15 protein-coding genes and 1 tRNA gene are annotated in these 15,022 nt (G+C 59.3%); 3 read left to right on the top strand and 13 right to left on the bottom strand.

All coding sequences use genetic code 11. From position 1 onward, the window contains the following. Nucleotides 1–8 precede the first annotated feature (8 nt). Nucleotides 9–1,970: a Stk1 family PASTA domain-containing Ser/Thr kinase gene (gene pknB / locus DXD94_RS04665; protein ID WP_117735397.1), complete on the top strand. Its 1,962-nt coding sequence runs from the start codon at nt 9–11 to the stop codon at nt 1,968–1,970. 175 nt (nt 1,971–2,145) lie between these two features. On the opposite strand, the gene DXD94_RS04660 is transcribed toward pknB, so the two are convergent. Next, nucleotides 2,146–2,346, bottom strand: coding sequence for a hypothetical protein (locus DXD94_RS04660; protein ID WP_117763372.1), 201 nt, complete (start codon nt 2,344–2,346; stop codon nt 2,146–2,148). Nucleotides 2,347–2,398: 52 nt separating this feature from the next. Here DXD94_RS04660 and DXD94_RS04655 point away from each other — a divergent pair, with 52 nt between their 5' ends. After that, on the top strand, nt 2,399–3,409 hold the full coding sequence (locus DXD94_RS04655) for a LacI family DNA-binding transcriptional regulator (RefSeq protein WP_117763371.1): 1,011 nt from the start codon (nt 2,399–2,401) through the stop codon (nt 3,407–3,409). Nucleotides 3,410–3,528: 119 nt separating this feature from the next. Here the strand turns inward: DXD94_RS04655 and DXD94_RS04650 are convergent, their stop codons facing one another. The 7 genes from DXD94_RS04650 to DXD94_RS04620 all read right to left on the bottom strand — a co-directional run bounded on the left by DXD94_RS04650 (nt 3,529) and on the right by DXD94_RS04620 (nt 9,749). Beyond that, entirely contained in the window at nt 3,529–4,371 is an 843-nt protein-coding gene (locus DXD94_RS04650) for an IS3 family transposase (RefSeq protein ID WP_233540320.1), read from the bottom strand. 29 nt (nt 4,372–4,400) lie between these two features. Next, nucleotides 4,401–4,958, bottom strand: coding sequence for a helix-turn-helix domain-containing protein (locus tag DXD94_RS04645; RefSeq protein WP_304485479.1), 558 nt, complete (start codon nt 4,956–4,958; stop codon nt 4,401–4,403). Next, complete coding sequence (rpiB, locus tag DXD94_RS04640; protein WP_117763369.1) at nt 4,958–5,434, bottom strand: ribose 5-phosphate isomerase B; 477 nt, start codon at nt 5,432–5,434, stop codon at nt 4,958–4,960. The genes DXD94_RS04645 and rpiB overlap by 1 nt, the downstream gene beginning before the upstream one ends. A gap of 72 nt (nt 5,435–5,506) precedes the next feature. Continuing rightward, nucleotides 5,507–6,160 carry a ribulose-phosphate 3-epimerase gene (locus DXD94_RS04635; RefSeq protein ID WP_117763368.1) on the bottom strand — a complete coding sequence of 218 codons (654 nt, stop codon included), beginning with the start codon at nt 6,158–6,160 and terminating at the stop codon, nt 5,507–5,509. A gap of 267 nt (nt 6,161–6,427) precedes the next feature. After that, nucleotides 6,428–7,213 carry a DeoR/GlpR family DNA-binding transcription regulator gene (locus DXD94_RS04630; protein WP_233540319.1) on the bottom strand — a complete coding sequence of 262 codons (786 nt, stop codon included), beginning with the start codon at nt 7,211–7,213 and terminating at the stop codon, nt 6,428–6,430. 217 nt (nt 7,214–7,430) lie between these two features. Beyond that, nucleotides 7,431–8,807: a PTS transporter subunit EIIC gene (locus DXD94_RS04625; RefSeq protein ID WP_117763367.1), complete on the bottom strand. Its 1,377-nt coding sequence runs from the start codon at nt 8,805–8,807 to the stop codon at nt 7,431–7,433. 3 nt (nt 8,808–8,810) lie between these two features. Continuing rightward, nucleotides 8,811–9,749, bottom strand: a complete 939-nt coding sequence (locus DXD94_RS04620) for a sugar phosphate isomerase/epimerase (RefSeq protein ID WP_117763366.1) — start codon at nt 9,747–9,749, stop codon at nt 8,811–8,813. Nucleotides 9,750–10,533: 784 nt separating this feature from the next. Here DXD94_RS04620 and DXD94_RS09960 point away from each other — a divergent pair. Continuing rightward, on the top strand, nt 10,534–10,866 hold the full coding sequence (locus DXD94_RS09960) for an AAA family ATPase (protein WP_368146379.1): 333 nt from the start codon (nt 10,534–10,536) through the stop codon (nt 10,864–10,866). On the opposite strand, the gene DXD94_RS04615 is transcribed toward DXD94_RS09960, so the two are convergent. The 5 genes from DXD94_RS04615 to DXD94_RS04595 form a co-directional block, all read right to left on the bottom strand. Further along, nucleotides 10,771–11,985 carry a type II restriction endonuclease gene (locus DXD94_RS04615; RefSeq protein WP_117763365.1) on the bottom strand — a complete coding sequence of 405 codons (1,215 nt, stop codon included), beginning with the start codon at nt 11,983–11,985 and terminating at the stop codon, nt 10,771–10,773. The two genes, DXD94_RS09960 and DXD94_RS04615, sit on opposite strands and share 96 nt — an antisense overlap. Before the next feature lies 1 nt (nt 11,986). Continuing rightward, complete coding sequence (gene dcm / locus DXD94_RS04610) at nt 11,987–13,135, bottom strand: DNA (cytosine-5-)-methyltransferase (RefSeq protein ID WP_117763364.1); 1,149 nt, start codon at nt 13,133–13,135, stop codon at nt 11,987–11,989. Between the two features lie 257 nt (nt 13,136–13,392). Further along, nucleotides 13,393–13,468: transfer RNA gene (locus tag DXD94_RS04605), tRNA-Arg, on the bottom strand. A gap of 114 nt (nt 13,469–13,582) precedes the next feature. Next, complete coding sequence (locus DXD94_RS04600; protein ID WP_117735463.1) at nt 13,583–13,981, bottom strand: DUF956 family protein; 399 nt, start codon at nt 13,979–13,981, stop codon at nt 13,583–13,585. Nucleotides 13,982–14,101: 120 nt separating this feature from the next. Then, nucleotides 14,102–15,022 carry a PTS system mannose/fructose/sorbose family transporter subunit IID gene (locus tag DXD94_RS04595; protein ID WP_117735396.1) on the bottom strand — a complete coding sequence of 307 codons (921 nt, stop codon included), beginning with the start codon at nt 15,020–15,022 and terminating at the stop codon, nt 14,102–14,104.

Below are 15,022 nucleotides of genomic sequence, written 5' to 3'. Positions count from 1 at the left end.
GAGCAGGAATGGAACAGAGGGTCCTCGGGGGAAGATACCTCCTCAAGGATAAGGTGGGGACAGGCGGTATGGCGACCGTCTACCGTGCACAGGACCAGGTCCTCGACCGCACGGTAGCCGTCAAGATCATGCTGCCACAGTATGCTGGCGACGCAACCTTCGCCGCACGCTTTAAGCAGGAGGCCCAGGCAGCAGCCGGTCTCTCCTCCCCCTATATCGTTGGCGTCTACGATTGGGGCAAGGACGGCGACACCTATTACATCGTCATGGAGTACCTGCGCGGTACCGACCTTAAGAGCGGAATCAAGAGCCACGGTGCCCTCGACCCCAAGAAGGTCGCCCAGATCGGATCGCAGATCAGCTCTGCACTCTCGGTCGCCCACAAGCACGAGATCATCCACCGCGACATCAAGCCGCAGAACATCATGGTGCTGCCCGACGGCAACATCAAGGTCATGGACTTTGGCATCGCGCGCGCCAAGAACAGCCACCTCACGCAAGACAACAACGTGCTGGGAACCGCCCACTACGTCAGCCCCGAGCAGACCCGCGGTCAGGACCTCGGCCCCACCTCGGATATCTACTCGCTGGGCGTCGTGATGTATGAGTGCGCCACCGGCCGCGTTCCCTTTGACGGTGACGACGCTATCTCGGTCGCACTCAAGCAGGTCAACGAGCTGCCTATTCCGCCGAGCCAGATCAACTCCGGTGTCGATGCCGACCTTGAGCGCATCATCCTTAAGTGCATGGAGAAGGACCCGGCAAACCGCTTCCAGACCGCCGACGAGCTGCGTCAGGTGCTCAACAGCTACCTGTCCGGTCGTGCCGTCAACATTTCAGAGCCCACGCGCATCATCGGTGCCCCCGGTGAGCTGGGCGCCACCAAGACTCGCGAGCTTTCCGATCAGACGCGCGCCATGGTGCGTCCCGTCTCGGGCGTGAGCGGCCAGAATACCGCCCGTAGCTCGGTTTCGGGCTCCACCGGCTCCTACGAGGTCGAAAAGCCCAAGTCCAACAAAAACAAGATCATCGCCGCCGTGGTGGCAGCTGTTGCCGTCATCGGCATCGTGGTGGCCTTTGCCACAGGACTCTTTGGCGACGAACAGGTCACCGTGCCCGACGTGCTGGGCAAGGACCAGCAGACTGCCGTCGAGCTGATCAAGGAGGAAGGCCTTGAGGTCGGCACCATCGACCAGAGCTATAACGACGATGTCGACGAGGGCAAGGTTGCCGAGCAGACCCCCAACGGCAACACCAAGAAGCCCAAAGGCACCAAGGTGAACCTGGTGATCTCCAAGGGCCCCAAGCCCTCCGAGAAGGTTGAGGTTCCCCAGCTTGTCGGTCTAACCAAGGACCAGGCAGAGGCGGCACTGGCAAGCGTTGGCCTAAAGGGCAACGCCACCGAGGAGGCCAACGAGGCCGATGAGGGCCAGGTCTTTGAGCAGGTCACCGAAGCCGGTAAGGAAGTCGAGAAGGGCACGACCATCTCGTACAAGGTCTCGAGCGGCCCGGATACCACGTCCGTCCCCGACCTGACCGACATGACCGAGGCCCAGGCGCGAAACGCCCTCGATATGGCAGGCTTTGGCGTCGACGTGAGCTACCAGGAGAACGACTCGGTTACCGAGGGCACCGTGATCAGCTGGAACCCCAGCGGCAAGCAGAAGCCCGGTGCCACGATTACCGTCGTCATTGCCAAGAAGTCCGGCAAGGCCAGCGTTCCGGGCAACCTGTACGGCAAGAGCATCTCTGCCGCCGTCACCGCGCTCAACAACGCCGGTTTCTATAACATTGGCTTCTGTGACCAGAACGGCAATCCCGTGAGCGGTAACGAGGATGCCACCGTTACGGGCGTCTCCCCCACCGGCAAGCAGTCCACCGACAGCACGATTACGCTGACGGTTGCACTTTCTGGCTCGGGCTCGGGTTCGGGCACGAGCACGGGCGACGATTCCGGTACGACCAACTAGTCGCCACCCAACCGCTCATTACGGCTCTCGCCGCAAACATATTCGCTCACAGGCGCCCGCTTGCTCCCCCAGCAAGCGGGCGCTTTGTTTATCGACAGACCAGGGCTCCATAGCAACGCAAAGAGGCCCGCAAAAGCGAGCCTCCCAGGTGACAACAGAATATGTGATGCAGTAATTACTGGCCGCAGAACTTCACCATGATCTCGACCACGAGCTTCTCGGAGTTGAGCTGCTGTATCATGATGCCCTGCTGGAACAGCGGGATGTTGGCGCGCGTGTGCTCCGGATCGGAGTGCTCGACGAACTCCTTCTTATCCAAGGTGCAGACCGAGCGCGACAAAACGACTTCGAAGCGACCCATTACGGCATCGCGCATGCGCTACAATCTCGGTTAATCTGTTAACCACCCGAAAGCAGCAGGAGGCCCCATGCCCACACCAGGCAAGCGCCCATCCATGCGCCAGATTGCCGTCGCGGCCGGCGTATCCGTCGCCACGGTCTCCCACGTCATCAACGGCAGCGGCCGTTTTTCCGAAGACACCCGCAAGCGCGTGGAAGCCGCCCTCAAGGAATACGGCTACGTCACGAACATGGCGGCGAAGAGCCTCCGTATGGCCCAGTCCCGGACCATCGGCATGATCGTGCCGGACATCTCCAACGACTTCTTTTCCAAGATCGCCCTGCATGTGGAGCGCGAGCTGGCAACCGAGGACTACTCGGTCTTTGTTTGCAACAGCGCCAATGACCCTGCCCGCGAGCGCGACTACTTCCGCACGCTGGCAAGCAAGCAGGCCGACGGCATCATCTGTATCTCCGGCCTGCGCAGGCTCGACGGCGAGTTCGTCCCCCACGGAATCCCCGTGGTCTGCATCGACCGTGCGCCCGAAAACGACCTCGGTTTCCCACACGTGGGCTCCGACAACATCGGCGGTGGCTACATGGCGACCGAGCACCTCATCGAGCGCGGCTGCAAGGACATCCTGAGCATCTCGAGTTTTACCGCCAACTACCCCGGCAACGAGCGCCAGATGGGCTACGAGCGGGCGCTCGCCGCGCACGGAATGCCGCTACGCCGCGACTACCAGCTGTTTGTCTCGGGTAAGCAGCCGAGCATCATCGAGTCCGAAGAGCTCGTGACCGACTTCCTCTCCACGGGCTACCCCGTCGACGGCATCTTCGCCCATAGCGACCACGCAGCCGTGGGCGCGCTGCGTGCGCTCGTTGCCGCCGGCAAGCGCGTACCCGAGGACGTCCGTCTCATCGGCTTCGACGATTCCGTCTATGCGCAGCTTCCGACGCCGCAAATCAGCACTATCCGCCGCTTCCCCGAGCGCCTCGCGCACGAGGGATGTCAGGCCCTGCTCGCCCTGCTGCGCGGCGAAGAGCCCGAGATGGAGACGCTCGTCCCCGTTAAGCTCGTGCAACGCGCGAGCAGCTAGACAGCGGGCAGCGAATAGCCGCGTTTTTCTCTCGCATGTGTTCTATCCCACGCGCGACATGCAAAAAGCCCGCCACCACATTGAACTGCGCCCCAAATCTTGGACGCCCTAAATAGCGACTAGGCCGCGAGGGCCTGATTCCGGTACTCCTCCGGGGTCAGGCCCTTCAATCTTACCTGCCTCCGGCTCGTGTTCCAGTGGACTATGTATTCCTCCAGGTCGCGTTTGAAATCCTCGAACGTCTTCCACTCGCGGCCCCTGTAGAACTCGTCCTTGACGTGGCCGAAGAGCTGCTCGGTGGCGGCATTGTCGATGCAGTTCGCCTTCCTGGACATGCTCTGGACGATGCCGGCGGCCTCGAGCCTGGATGTGTATGAGGCGTGCTGGTACTGCCAGCCCCGGTCCGAGTGCATGGTCGGGGCGGCGCCCTCGGGGATCTTGGACAGCAGCTCGTCGAGCATCCTCACCTGCTGGGCCATGTCGGGCGTGGTCGATATGTCGCTCGCCACAATCTCCTTGGTGCAGAAGTCCAGCGTCGGGGCCCAGTAGGCCTTGCCGCCAGCCACCTTGAACTCGGTGACGTCCGTCCCCAGCTTCTGCCACGGGGCCCCGGCGTCGAAATCCCTCGCGATCACGTTCTCGAACGTTCTGCCGACGACGCCCTTGTACGAGTTGTACCTGTGGTAGGCCGTCTCGCGTCTGATCCCGCAGCGAATCCCCATCTCGCGCATCATCTTGAGCACGGTCTTGTCGGCTATCACGGCCCCCTCTTCCGCCCTGAGGCACATCGCTATCTGCCGGTGCCCGCAGCCGTTGGCGGTGCGCGAGAAGATCTCGGCGGCCGCCTCCCGGAGCTCGGGGCGCGTGGGCCTCGGCGGGTGCGCGAGGGCGTAGTAGTAGGTCGACCTCTTGAGCTCGGCGCATGCGAGCAGGTGCCCGAGTGCGTGTCCCTCGGCGCGCAGGGCCGCGACCGCTTCGGCCTTCGCCCTGGTCAGAGCCCGTCCCTCTCGACCAGGGCGCGTAATTTTTTTAGGTAGGCCACTTCGGCCTCGAGCCTACGGCACCGCTCCTCGAGCTCCTCCTCGCGGGTCCGCGGCCTCGCCCTGGAACCGCTCGGCCGGCCCTTGGGCCTCGGGCGCAGGGCCTCCGCGCCGCCCCGGCGGTATAGCGCGCACCACTTCTTGAGCGGCGACATCGACATTATGCCGAACGCCGCCATCGCCTCGGTCTTCGTCATGCCGCCGTCGACGACGGCGGAGGCGGCGACCTTCTGCTCGTATGTGTACCTGCCCTGCTTTCCGTCCATGCGCAGCAGCACCTCGCTCCCGAACGCGCGGTATATCTCCTGCCATCTTCTCACGGCTTCCGCGGGAAGCGAAAGGGCAATCGCGGCAGATTTATACCCGTGCCCGAGCTCGAAGAGCCCTATGGCCGCCTTCCTGGCCTCGACATCATGCTTCACCCTCAAATCAACGCGCATAAAGAAAGCCTCCCATTTCTCATGTCCAAGAAATGGGAGGCAGTTCACATGGGTGACGGGCTTTTCCACTACCAGCCGCGTGCTTCCTCCGCACACACGAGCTGACGAGCCTCGATCTGGCGAATCATATCGATGCGGCGCTGGTGACGGCCGCCCTCGAACTCGCCGGTGAGCCAGGCGTCGACGATCATCTTGGCCAGCTCGATGCCCACCACACGAGCACCAAATGCGAGCATGTTGGTGTTGTTGTGCTCGCGTGACAGACGAGCGGAATACGGCTCAGAGCAGGTGCAGCAACGGATACCGCGCACCTTGTTGGCGGCGAGCGAGATGCCCACACCCGTACCGCAGATAACGATACCGCGATCAACCTCGCCGGACATGACAGCGTCCGCCACGGCCTCACCCGCGATGGGATAGTCAAAGCGCTCGGTGCTGTCCGTGCCGAAGTTCACGACTTCGTAGCCGTACTTCTCCTGGATATACGCCGTGATGGCCTCCTTATACTCGACTGCGACGTGGTCGTTTCCAATACCGATCTTCACAAGAGACCCCTTTCCATAAGAACCATTCGCGCATGCCGCGCGCTCAATCCGCCCTAATTCGCCCTTCCGCTTCTAATACACCTCGCCGGCGCGCAGACGGCGCAGGCACTCCTCGTAACCAGCGTCCTTGCCAAACAGCGCACTGGTGCCCAGGATAAATCCGTCCGCGCCGATGGCGGACAGGTCGCGCACGCGCTCGGGCGAGCAAGCGCCGTCGATCATGAGCTTGAAGCCGAAGCGCTCCTTCAGCGCGGCAAGGCGACGCACCTTGTCGTTCGTGAACTCTATAAAGCTCTGACCGGCAAAACCCGGATTCACCGTCATGACCATCACGTAATCGCAGAGGTTCAGCATCTCCTCGATCTCGGAGATAGAGGTGTCGGGGTTCACGGCGATACCGGCGCTCTTGCCGAGGGACTTAATCGCGGCGAGTGTCTTGACCACGTAACGCTCGGACTCCGGATGGATGTAGATGATGTCCGCGCCGGCGGAGGCGAAAAGTTCAACCTTGCTGGAGGGATTCTCGACCATAAGGTGCACGTCGACGAGCTTGTTGGTGGCAGCTCGCACGGCCTTGATGTCTTCGAGACCCATGGCGAAATTGGGAACGAAGCTGCCGTCCATCACGTCGCAATGGAAGATGTCGATGCCGGCGGCGTCGAGGTCCTCGACGGTCGCACGCAGATTGCCGTAGTCGGCGCACATGAGACTGGGGCAGAGCAGCATGGTGAACTCCTTATCTGCTCGGTGGTTATCTACTCGTTGGTAATTAATCGTTTAACCTTTATCTACAGTCTGGCTGATTAATCGTTTAACCACGTTGTTAACCTGTAGTCTTTTCCAGATTCACAACGTTGCCATATTTGCCTATCTAGCTGGCATCATGCAGGAGCCCGCACCACGAAACGCTATCGTATTCCCTAGGAAGAAATCCCGCTACGCGGACAGCAGCAGCCAGGGGGCCGCAATCGCGCAGACCTGAGCCCGGACCCCCTACACTCCAGGCGTGATCAGGCGCGCGCGCTGGGCGATCTTTTCGTCATAGGACTCCGCGATAATCGCCACACCGTCAAACCCAAACGCGCGAACATTCGAGAACTGATGGAACTTCGAGCTGTCGCACAGCACGTACGCCTTATTCGAGTTTTCACGCACGATGCGCTTCTTCGCCGCCTCAACGTAGGAGGGCGTCATGACGCCGCGGTCCTCGTCAATCGCGTTGGTCCCGATAAACGCTTTATCGAAGTACAGGTCGCGCAGGATCGATTCGGTCATAGAACCGCAGAACGAGGAGTTCACATAGTTGAACTCGCCACCCACCACGATGAGCTGGGCGCGCGTCTCGCTCTTAATCAGGCACGCCGAGGCATCCGTCGTGTAAATTGTCACGTCGCGGTCGACCAGCAGGCGCAGCAGCGCCGTGCAGGTGGAACCCGAGTCCAGGTAGAGCGTGTCCCCGTCCTCAACAAGACGTAGGGCGACCTGGGCGATCTGGTCCTTCTCACTTCCGTGTAGGCCCGAACGCGTCGAGATGCTCACCTCGTGGACAGTCGAGACGAGCTTCACCGCGCCGCCCGAAAGATGCTCAACCTTGCCAAGCGCCTCCAGCTCTTTGAGGTCGCGGCGTAGCGTCGAAATAGAGACGCCCGGCAGCTCCTCCTGCAGCTCGGAAATCCTCACGAGGTCCGACTTCTGCAGGCACTCTACAATTCGCTCCTGGCGCTCATACGGGATCATATTGGGAACCTCTCCAAACCGCTCTGCTTCACGCTCGTTCATTTCTTTTCGAAAAGTGTAACGCATGCGCAGAAAAGTGGCCGCCACCTGTTGCGATGACGACCGCTTTAATCGATTGACCAACCCTCTCGTTCACAATTCGAACGAAGGTGAGGCGCCTCACGCAAGGGCGGGGCTCCTCGAGCGAGGATAACGAGCCCCAGGCGAGGCAGCGCGCGTCGAGTGAAATAGCATCCCAGAGGCGGCGCACCTCAAGCTCTTAGGCGAGCTGATCCTCCTTGCCGGTGAAGGCGAAGGCAAGAACACCGGCCACGACGGCGGAAATGAGCATGCCGACCATAGCCCAAGCGAAGTTCATGGGGTCGGAACTCACGAAAGCCGGGAACGTAGTGACGGAACCGAAGGTGAACGCAGTGGTGACGACCTTCATGATACCGAGGAACGCGCCGCCGACGGCACCGCCGATGATCTGCGCAAGCCAGACCTTCTTGTTCTTCACGAGCATACCGAACAGCGTGGGCTCGATGATGGCGGACAGGGCGATCGATACGACACCGGTCATCGCGAAGCTCTTGAGCTTCTGGTCGCGGGCCTTGAGGAACACGCCGAAGGCGCAGCCGATAACGGCGAAGTTGCAGGCGAAGGTGAAGGGGCAGATGTAGTCGAAGCCGTTCTGAGCGATGTTGTTGATCATGATGGGGTTCACGGCCCAGTGGATGCCCATGGACACCAGCACGGACCAGCCGCCGCCAACCAGCACGCCGGCGAACACGGAGCTGCGCTCGATCAGCCAGTTGACCACGAAGGCGATGGCCTCACCAGCGTAGACGCCCAAGGGACCGATGACGAGCATGGTGAGCGGAACCATAACGATCAGGGAGATGGCGGGCAGCACGACGAGCTTGAGCATCTCGGAAACGTGCTCATCGAGCCACTTGTACAGGTACGAGTAGACCCAGACAGACAAGATGGCAGGGATAACCGTGGAGTTGTAGTTCATGAGAACCACGGGGATGCCGAAGAAGTCCGTCATGGCGCCGTTGCCCGCGTCGCCCATGAGGGCGATGAAGTCCGGGTAGAGCAGGCACGCGCCGAGCAGCGCCGACAGGTACGGGCTCGCGCCGAAGCGCTTGCCGGCGGAGAAGCCGAGCAGCACGGGTAGGAAGTAGAACACGCTCATGGCCAGGGTGTACAGGATGGTGTAGGTACCCGTGCCCTCAGCGATGATGCCGAGCTGGGCGGCCAGGATAACGAAGCCGCGCAGGATACCGGAGCCGGCCATGGCGGGCAGCAGCGGGGCAAAGATGCCGGAGATCGCGGAGAAGACCTGGCTGACGATGCTCTCGCCCTCGTCCTTGGCAGCAGCGGAGATTTCCACGCCCGAACCCTTGACCAGCGGCTCAAACTTCTCGTACAGCTTCGGGACCTCAGTGCCGATGAGAACCTGGTACTGACCGGCCTTGTTCAGCGTGTTCACAACGCCTTCGACTTCCTTGACCGCAGCGTCGTCGCAAGCCGCGTCGTCTTTGAGATTGAGGCGCAGGCGCGTCGCGCAGTGCGTCATGCCCGAGATGTTCTCGGGACCACCGACGGCGTCCAGAATCCCCTGAGCCATCGCGTTCCAGTCGCGTTTCATTGGTTACCTCCCCATTGCGCAGAAGAGCTCGCGGACAAGCTCGGCTGCCTTAATCGCGTCGTTTGCATCGATAACGGATTGGATCTTCTCCATGCTTACGGCCTCGATGGCGTCGTTGAGCAGATGGATCATCTGGTCGTTCTGTGCAGCCTCGCCGGCAGCGGGCTCGATGACCGGGAACGTGTCGAAGTAGATTGCGCTGTCGTAACCGTGCTTCTTCACGTAGTAGAGGAACTCGAGGGTCTTCACCGGCGTGGACGTACCAATCATAAGGCCATCGTCGAAGCGACCGTTGCCGTCGTTTAGGTGAATGCCGTAGAGCTTGCCCTCGCGGCCGAACAGGTCGGCGGCCATGGCAGGGTTCTCGTGCTTCATGAGCATGTGGCAGTAATCCAGCGTGACGCCCAGGTTCGGGCGGTCTGCAGCGTTGAGAATCATGCCGGTCATACCCATGGAGTCGATGAACGCGTACGCGCGCTCCTCGTAGGGTTTGTACTCAATCGAGATCTTGAGGTCGGGCGCGTAGTCGCAAACCTTCTGGAATGCGGCTACGAGCTGGTCGAAGACGCGAGCGTAGGCGATCTGGAAGCTGTAGTCAAAGCCGTCGTGGCCGAGCCAGATGGTCACCGTGTTGCCACCGGCAGTGCGGCAGTAGTCGCACGCCTCGTAGCAGAGCTCAAGGGCTTCCGCGGCAAGGGCATCATCGGCATTGCCCAGGTCACCGTTGAGGAAGGCGTTCCGGAAGCGCAGCGCGCAGCCGTTCAGCTGCAGGTCGTGAGCTGCGAGCTTGGCGGCCATGTCCTCAGCCGTGACACCTGTGCAGTGCTCGGGGTAGTTGAGGTCGACGTGCGTGAGGCCCACGCTCTGGAACTCCGCGAACACGCGATCAAGATTCTTGTCGCCATCGCGAAAATAGGAGTTGATACGAGTTGCAAGCTTCATGCTTCTACGTCCTTTACCTTCGTCCTTGATCGTTTCTGCCCGTTCGAGCACCTGATCTATATCCGTAATTCGATAAGGGCCGCCGCCTGCGCGCCGGGGCTTACCCTGTGACATGTAGATTACTGCCACATAAGTTCATTTTCAATCAGTATTTTTCACTCTTTTTCTTATTGTGTCAGAGTTTTTCACCGTATAAAGCCATCTACCTTGTGGTTTTGCTGTTAATCAAGTTTGACCATTCTTGAAATTACCTGATTTTTTCTGAATTAATTTGCCGTTTATCGGTAAAAATCGACCGCTCACGGCTGACGGCGACGCAAGATGGAAGATACTTGCATGAGGAAAAGCACTGAATTCCCAGCGCCGATTCGAATGACGCGATTGGTGACGCGAGCGTCGACGGCCCGAATCTGCCGTCGGCCCCCACTAACCAAAAACGGCGCCGCTCACGCGACGCCGTCATATTCCCTGGTGCCCCTGGGCGGATTCGAAAACTCCCCCCCGCGGGGAAATTGGTGACGCGGGTGTCGACGGCGCTGAGCGCTCCGTGTTTTGGTATGTGGATATGGCAGCCATCAACCTTTCTCGGCATGTGAAACTCTAGGCACATATGAGCATACCTGAGCGACGCAACACATGCGCTCCATCTATCCCAACAAGCTCCAGCGGTACCCGCACTTCCCATTTCGTGTAGAAAAGGGCCTGTATATACTTCCCATTTCGTGTATTGAATCAGGTAACCACACTTCCCATTTCGTGTATACAGCAGCTAGATTGGGCAATCATGTCAGTATTCAGACGTACGGCCTACAATAAACTCCTCGATTGGAAAGCGAGCAATGGATCCCGAGCCATCATGCTCGAGGGGGCCCGCCGCGTTGGAAAAAGCACCCTTGCCCAAGAGTTTGCGCAGTCCAAATACAAATCCCACCTCGTGATCGACGAATCTGTTGCGAGTGAAAAAAGAAGACCGGAGACTCAACTGGTCTCCGGCCTCATTTCTAAAAAACGTCTCGTGGTTCTACTCGTGCTGTCGGGCTTCTACCAGCCTGCAGAAGTCGTTGACGCTCATGAGCCATTCCCTTTGCGCGGGCGTGTAGGTTTCGAACAGCGATGAGGGCACAACGAGGCTGAGCCTGTCCTTAGCCATAGCTCGTGTGTAATCCTCACTTACGGCGGGCTCAAGTGTTACAAGATGCTTGTCCTCGATTCTGTCAGCCTCATCAAGCACCTGACGCCAACGCTCCTTGATGGTTGTCTTGGCACCGAGCATCGTCAGTCGAGCGACAGGGAACTTGGGGTCCTGGTAATCGTCAATAGAGGGAAAGATGAAATCCGGCTTTGATTTGCCCTCGGTGTATTTCTGCGCCGAGTAGCGTATGCCCCTAGCATCGAATAGCATCGAGAGTTGATTCTCGAACGCCGTCCCCGCACGGGACTTGCGGCGCTGGAAGGCCGACATAGTGGTGCGCAGCACGCCATCAACATCAAGCGCCGAGCCAAGGTATGGCGCGAGGTCGCGCTCCAAGAGATGCCGCTCGAAGACGCGGAACAGCATCTCTTCGCGTTCGTAACAAGCGACCAAGCAGCCATCCGGGTCGCCCGTCCAATCGAGCTTTCCAAGGGTGGAAGCTGAGTAGGCTGAGAAGTCTGCCCCTTTGGGGAAGGACTCGCCGAATTTCTCGATCATACCGTCGAGGAAGTTCTCCGCTGCGATCGGCATGCTAACTTCGATGCCGATGGACTCCAAAATCCTTGCGGCGATCGACGTGATGCGCGTATCCTCCCGAGCAGAGGGCGTAAAACCCTTCTCGCCAACCCCGTCGAGCGCGAAGAGCCAGCGAACTTGAGATTCCGCCGTACTCCCCGCTCGGGCAAATAGGATTACGACCTCCTTGGCTTCGTGTAGGGCCAAAACCATGAGGTCGCCCGGACGGGCCATGCCCATGGCAGCATTATCGTTGTAGTAGAGCCTATACTCAGTTCTAGTTGGATGCTTCCTGCGGGCGTCGTACCAAGTGGTATAACCATGGTCGAATATAGGGTCTGCACCATCATCGAGATATGCGAAGGTAGTTCGCATCCCCTTTATGTCATCGTCTCCGAAAAGCGCGCGCAAAGGCCCCACGCCGTTGAATTCGTGCTGGTGGCTTTTATTGGCCCCCATGATGTCAACGCCCGCGAGGGTTTTCGCGACAGCACCGTCAAAATACGCGCCAAGTACTCCATAGTCCATCCTAGAACACCTCCATCATCAACTTCGCGACCGAGCGCACGACCGGCACGGTCACGGAGTTGCCGAACTGCCTGTATGCCTGAGTATCCGACACCGGGATGATGAACTCATCGGGAAATCCTTGCAGGCGCGCGCATTCGCGGGGAGTGAGTTTACGAGGGTTTTTTCCTTCCTGCCCGACCAGAATCTCGCTGCCATCCTTGTGGTACCGGGCGGAAAGCGTCCTTGTCGTGTCCTCTGGGCCGACCATCGAGTATCCAAAGCCGTGGCCCGCCGCCTCATGCTTTTCGCGATAGGCGCGCAGATAGGCCCATAGCTTATCCGAAATGGTGTAGCGTTCGTTTGGTTGCTCTTCGAGGATTTCCCCTAGCGTATGTCCCGGTCCCGGCACCTCAAGGTCATCCCACGAGAAGGGAACTTCCTCCCTGAACCCCACGATGTAGATGCGCTCCCTGTGCTGGCACGTCCAGTTTTTTGAATCAAGCACTTTCCAGAAAATATGGTATCCAAGGTCCTCCTCAAGCGTCTGTCGTATGACCTTGAAGGTCTTCCCGCCGTCGTGACTCGTAAGGTTCTTAACGTTCTCAAGCAAGAAGGCCTTCGGGCGCTTGTCGCGTATGATGCGAGCGACCTCGAAAAAGAGGGTTCCCTGCGTTTTATCCTCAAAGCCGGTGGGTCTCCCCAAAGATTGCTTCTTCGAAACGCCTGCAAGGGAGAATGGCTGACAAGGAAAGCCTGCGAGCAGGACATCGAAGTCCGGTATATCGTTTGATGCGACCTGACGGATGTCGCCCGCCGGGGTCTCTCCATAGTTCATCCGGTAGGTTTTCTGGGCGAACTTATCCCACTCGCAAGAGAAGACGCACCTACCGCCAAGCTCCTGGAACGGCATTCGTATACCGCCGATGCCCGCGAAGAGATCGCAGAAGGTAAAAGGCGCGTCGCTGCGCTCCCCTTGGTCAAATGGAGCCCCCGCATCGAGCGATGCGATAAAGGCGCATTCAGCCGCCGTTGGACTAGTATCCCCAGACTCCCAGCGCCGAACGGTGCGTTCACCAGACGAGCCCATACCAAGGGCGGCGGCGAACTCCTTTTGGGTGAGGCCGAGGTCAATTCTCTTTTGCGCTATATCAGCTGCATTTAGTTGCATGGGACGCCCATCTTGGTTGAAAAACGGTCAAACTGTCCTGTATTTACCACAGCGTTAGTCTATCACCCCGAGCGGACATGTCTTCCCCTTGCTTCAGTCCGCCTCTAAACCCCGTAGCATCAACTGGGCTTTAGGGCTTGGACACTCTACCGGAGGGCTCTAGACGCAATTGGTGACGCGGGTGTCGACGGCCCGAATCCGCCGGCGGCCCCCGCAAACCAGAAACGGCGCCGCTCCCGCGACGCCGTCATATTCCCTGGTGCCCCCGGGCGGATTCGAACCGTCGACACCCGCTTTAGGAGAGCGGTGCTCTATCCCCTGAGCTACGGAGGCATGTTGTATTAGTGTAGCAGATTTGCGCCACTACCATGCAGCGCATAGCCGCTCTTCGAGATAGTCATCTGCGACGTTCTTTAATGACTAGTCGTTTAAGAACGTCCCCAATGACTAGTTGCCTTTGTGAAAGAGGTTTTTGATGACGGAGGGGATGCTCTTGGCGCCTTTAGCGGTCACGTCGATAAAATCGGGCGAACGAACGAGCTTGTCCTCGTCAATGTACTTACGCACCGCGCGTAGCGTTTCCTTGTCATTGCGCGTCGAAAACGTAAAGTGGCCGTTCTCTTTGGTAAAGATCGCAAAACGCGTGATCTTCTTGGTGCCGCGCAAAACCTCGGCGGCGATATAGTCGATCTCGTCCCACGGGATCTGAATAAAGTCCTCGGGATTGCGCTCGTTATAGTACTCAAACGCCTTATTGCCCACCATTACGTTACCGTGACTGGTAAGACCCATCAGACAGGTTGCCGGCGTTGCCAGATCGACCGTGCTGTTCTGAGATTGCGCCATGCGCGCCTCGCCCTCCAAATAAAACAATCGGACCGCATCCAGTGTACCAACCGGGTGCGGTCCGTTTCAATGGCTTAAAAGCCCTTGCCTAGCAACTCTCTGTCTTAAGCCGAAGCGTGCTTACATGAAGCCGCAGACGCGACCGATGATGCCGACGGCGAAGAGAGCCAGGATGATGATGATCGGGCTGACCTTCTTCTTGAGGAGCTTGCAGACAAAAAGGGTCAGGCACACGGCAGCAAGGCCGGGGATGAGCTGATCGAGGTTAGCCTGAAGCGTGGTGACCTTCACCTGATCAAGGGCGTTAGCACCGATGGAGTTATACATCGTCAGTGCTTCCTTGACACCCTCAGAACCGGAGGGCAGGTTAGCCCAGTCGATAAAGGCGCCAGCAGACTGCGTGACCTTGGAGACGACCGGGGTGAAGGAGATGGACACCCAGCGCTCGACCAGGGCACCGATGATGAACATACCCAGGATGGAAGCACCCTCGGTGACCTTGCCCATCAGACCGCCGGAGAGATCCTTGGCGATGGAAGAGCCGACCTTGTAGCCAAACTCCTGCGTGTACCACAGGAAGGCGTAACGAATGATGTTCCACGCGAAGAAGAACAGCAGCGGACCGGCGATGCTGCCGGACAGGGCCAGGGAAGCGCCCAGAGCGCCCAGAATCGGGCGAAGGGTGAACCAGAAGGCGGGGTCGCCGACGCCGGCGAGCGGGCCCATCATACCGACCTTGACGCCCTGGATGGCGACGTCGTCGATCGGAGCACCGTTGGCGCGCTCCTCCTCGAGGGCGAGGGTAACGCCAATGACGGGGGCGGAAACATAGGGGTGAGTGTTATAGAACTCCAGATGGCGCTTAAGCGCGGCAATCTGGTCGTCCTTGCTGGTGTAGAGCTTCTTGATCGCAGGGATCATCGAGTAGCACCAGCCACCGTTCTGCATACGCTCGTAGTTCCACGAACCCTGAAGGAACTGATGACGGAAGCAAACCTTCTGACGATCGGACTTAGAAAGCTGAATCTTGTTCTCTGCCAT

It is taken from the genome of Collinsella sp. TM10-22 (genome assembly GCF_003466125.1).
Lineage (GTDB): Bacteria > Actinomycetota > Coriobacteriia > Coriobacteriales > Coriobacteriaceae > Collinsella.
Note: the sequence above shows the minus strand (reverse complement) of the source record. Positions and strands in the feature narration are given on the sequence as shown.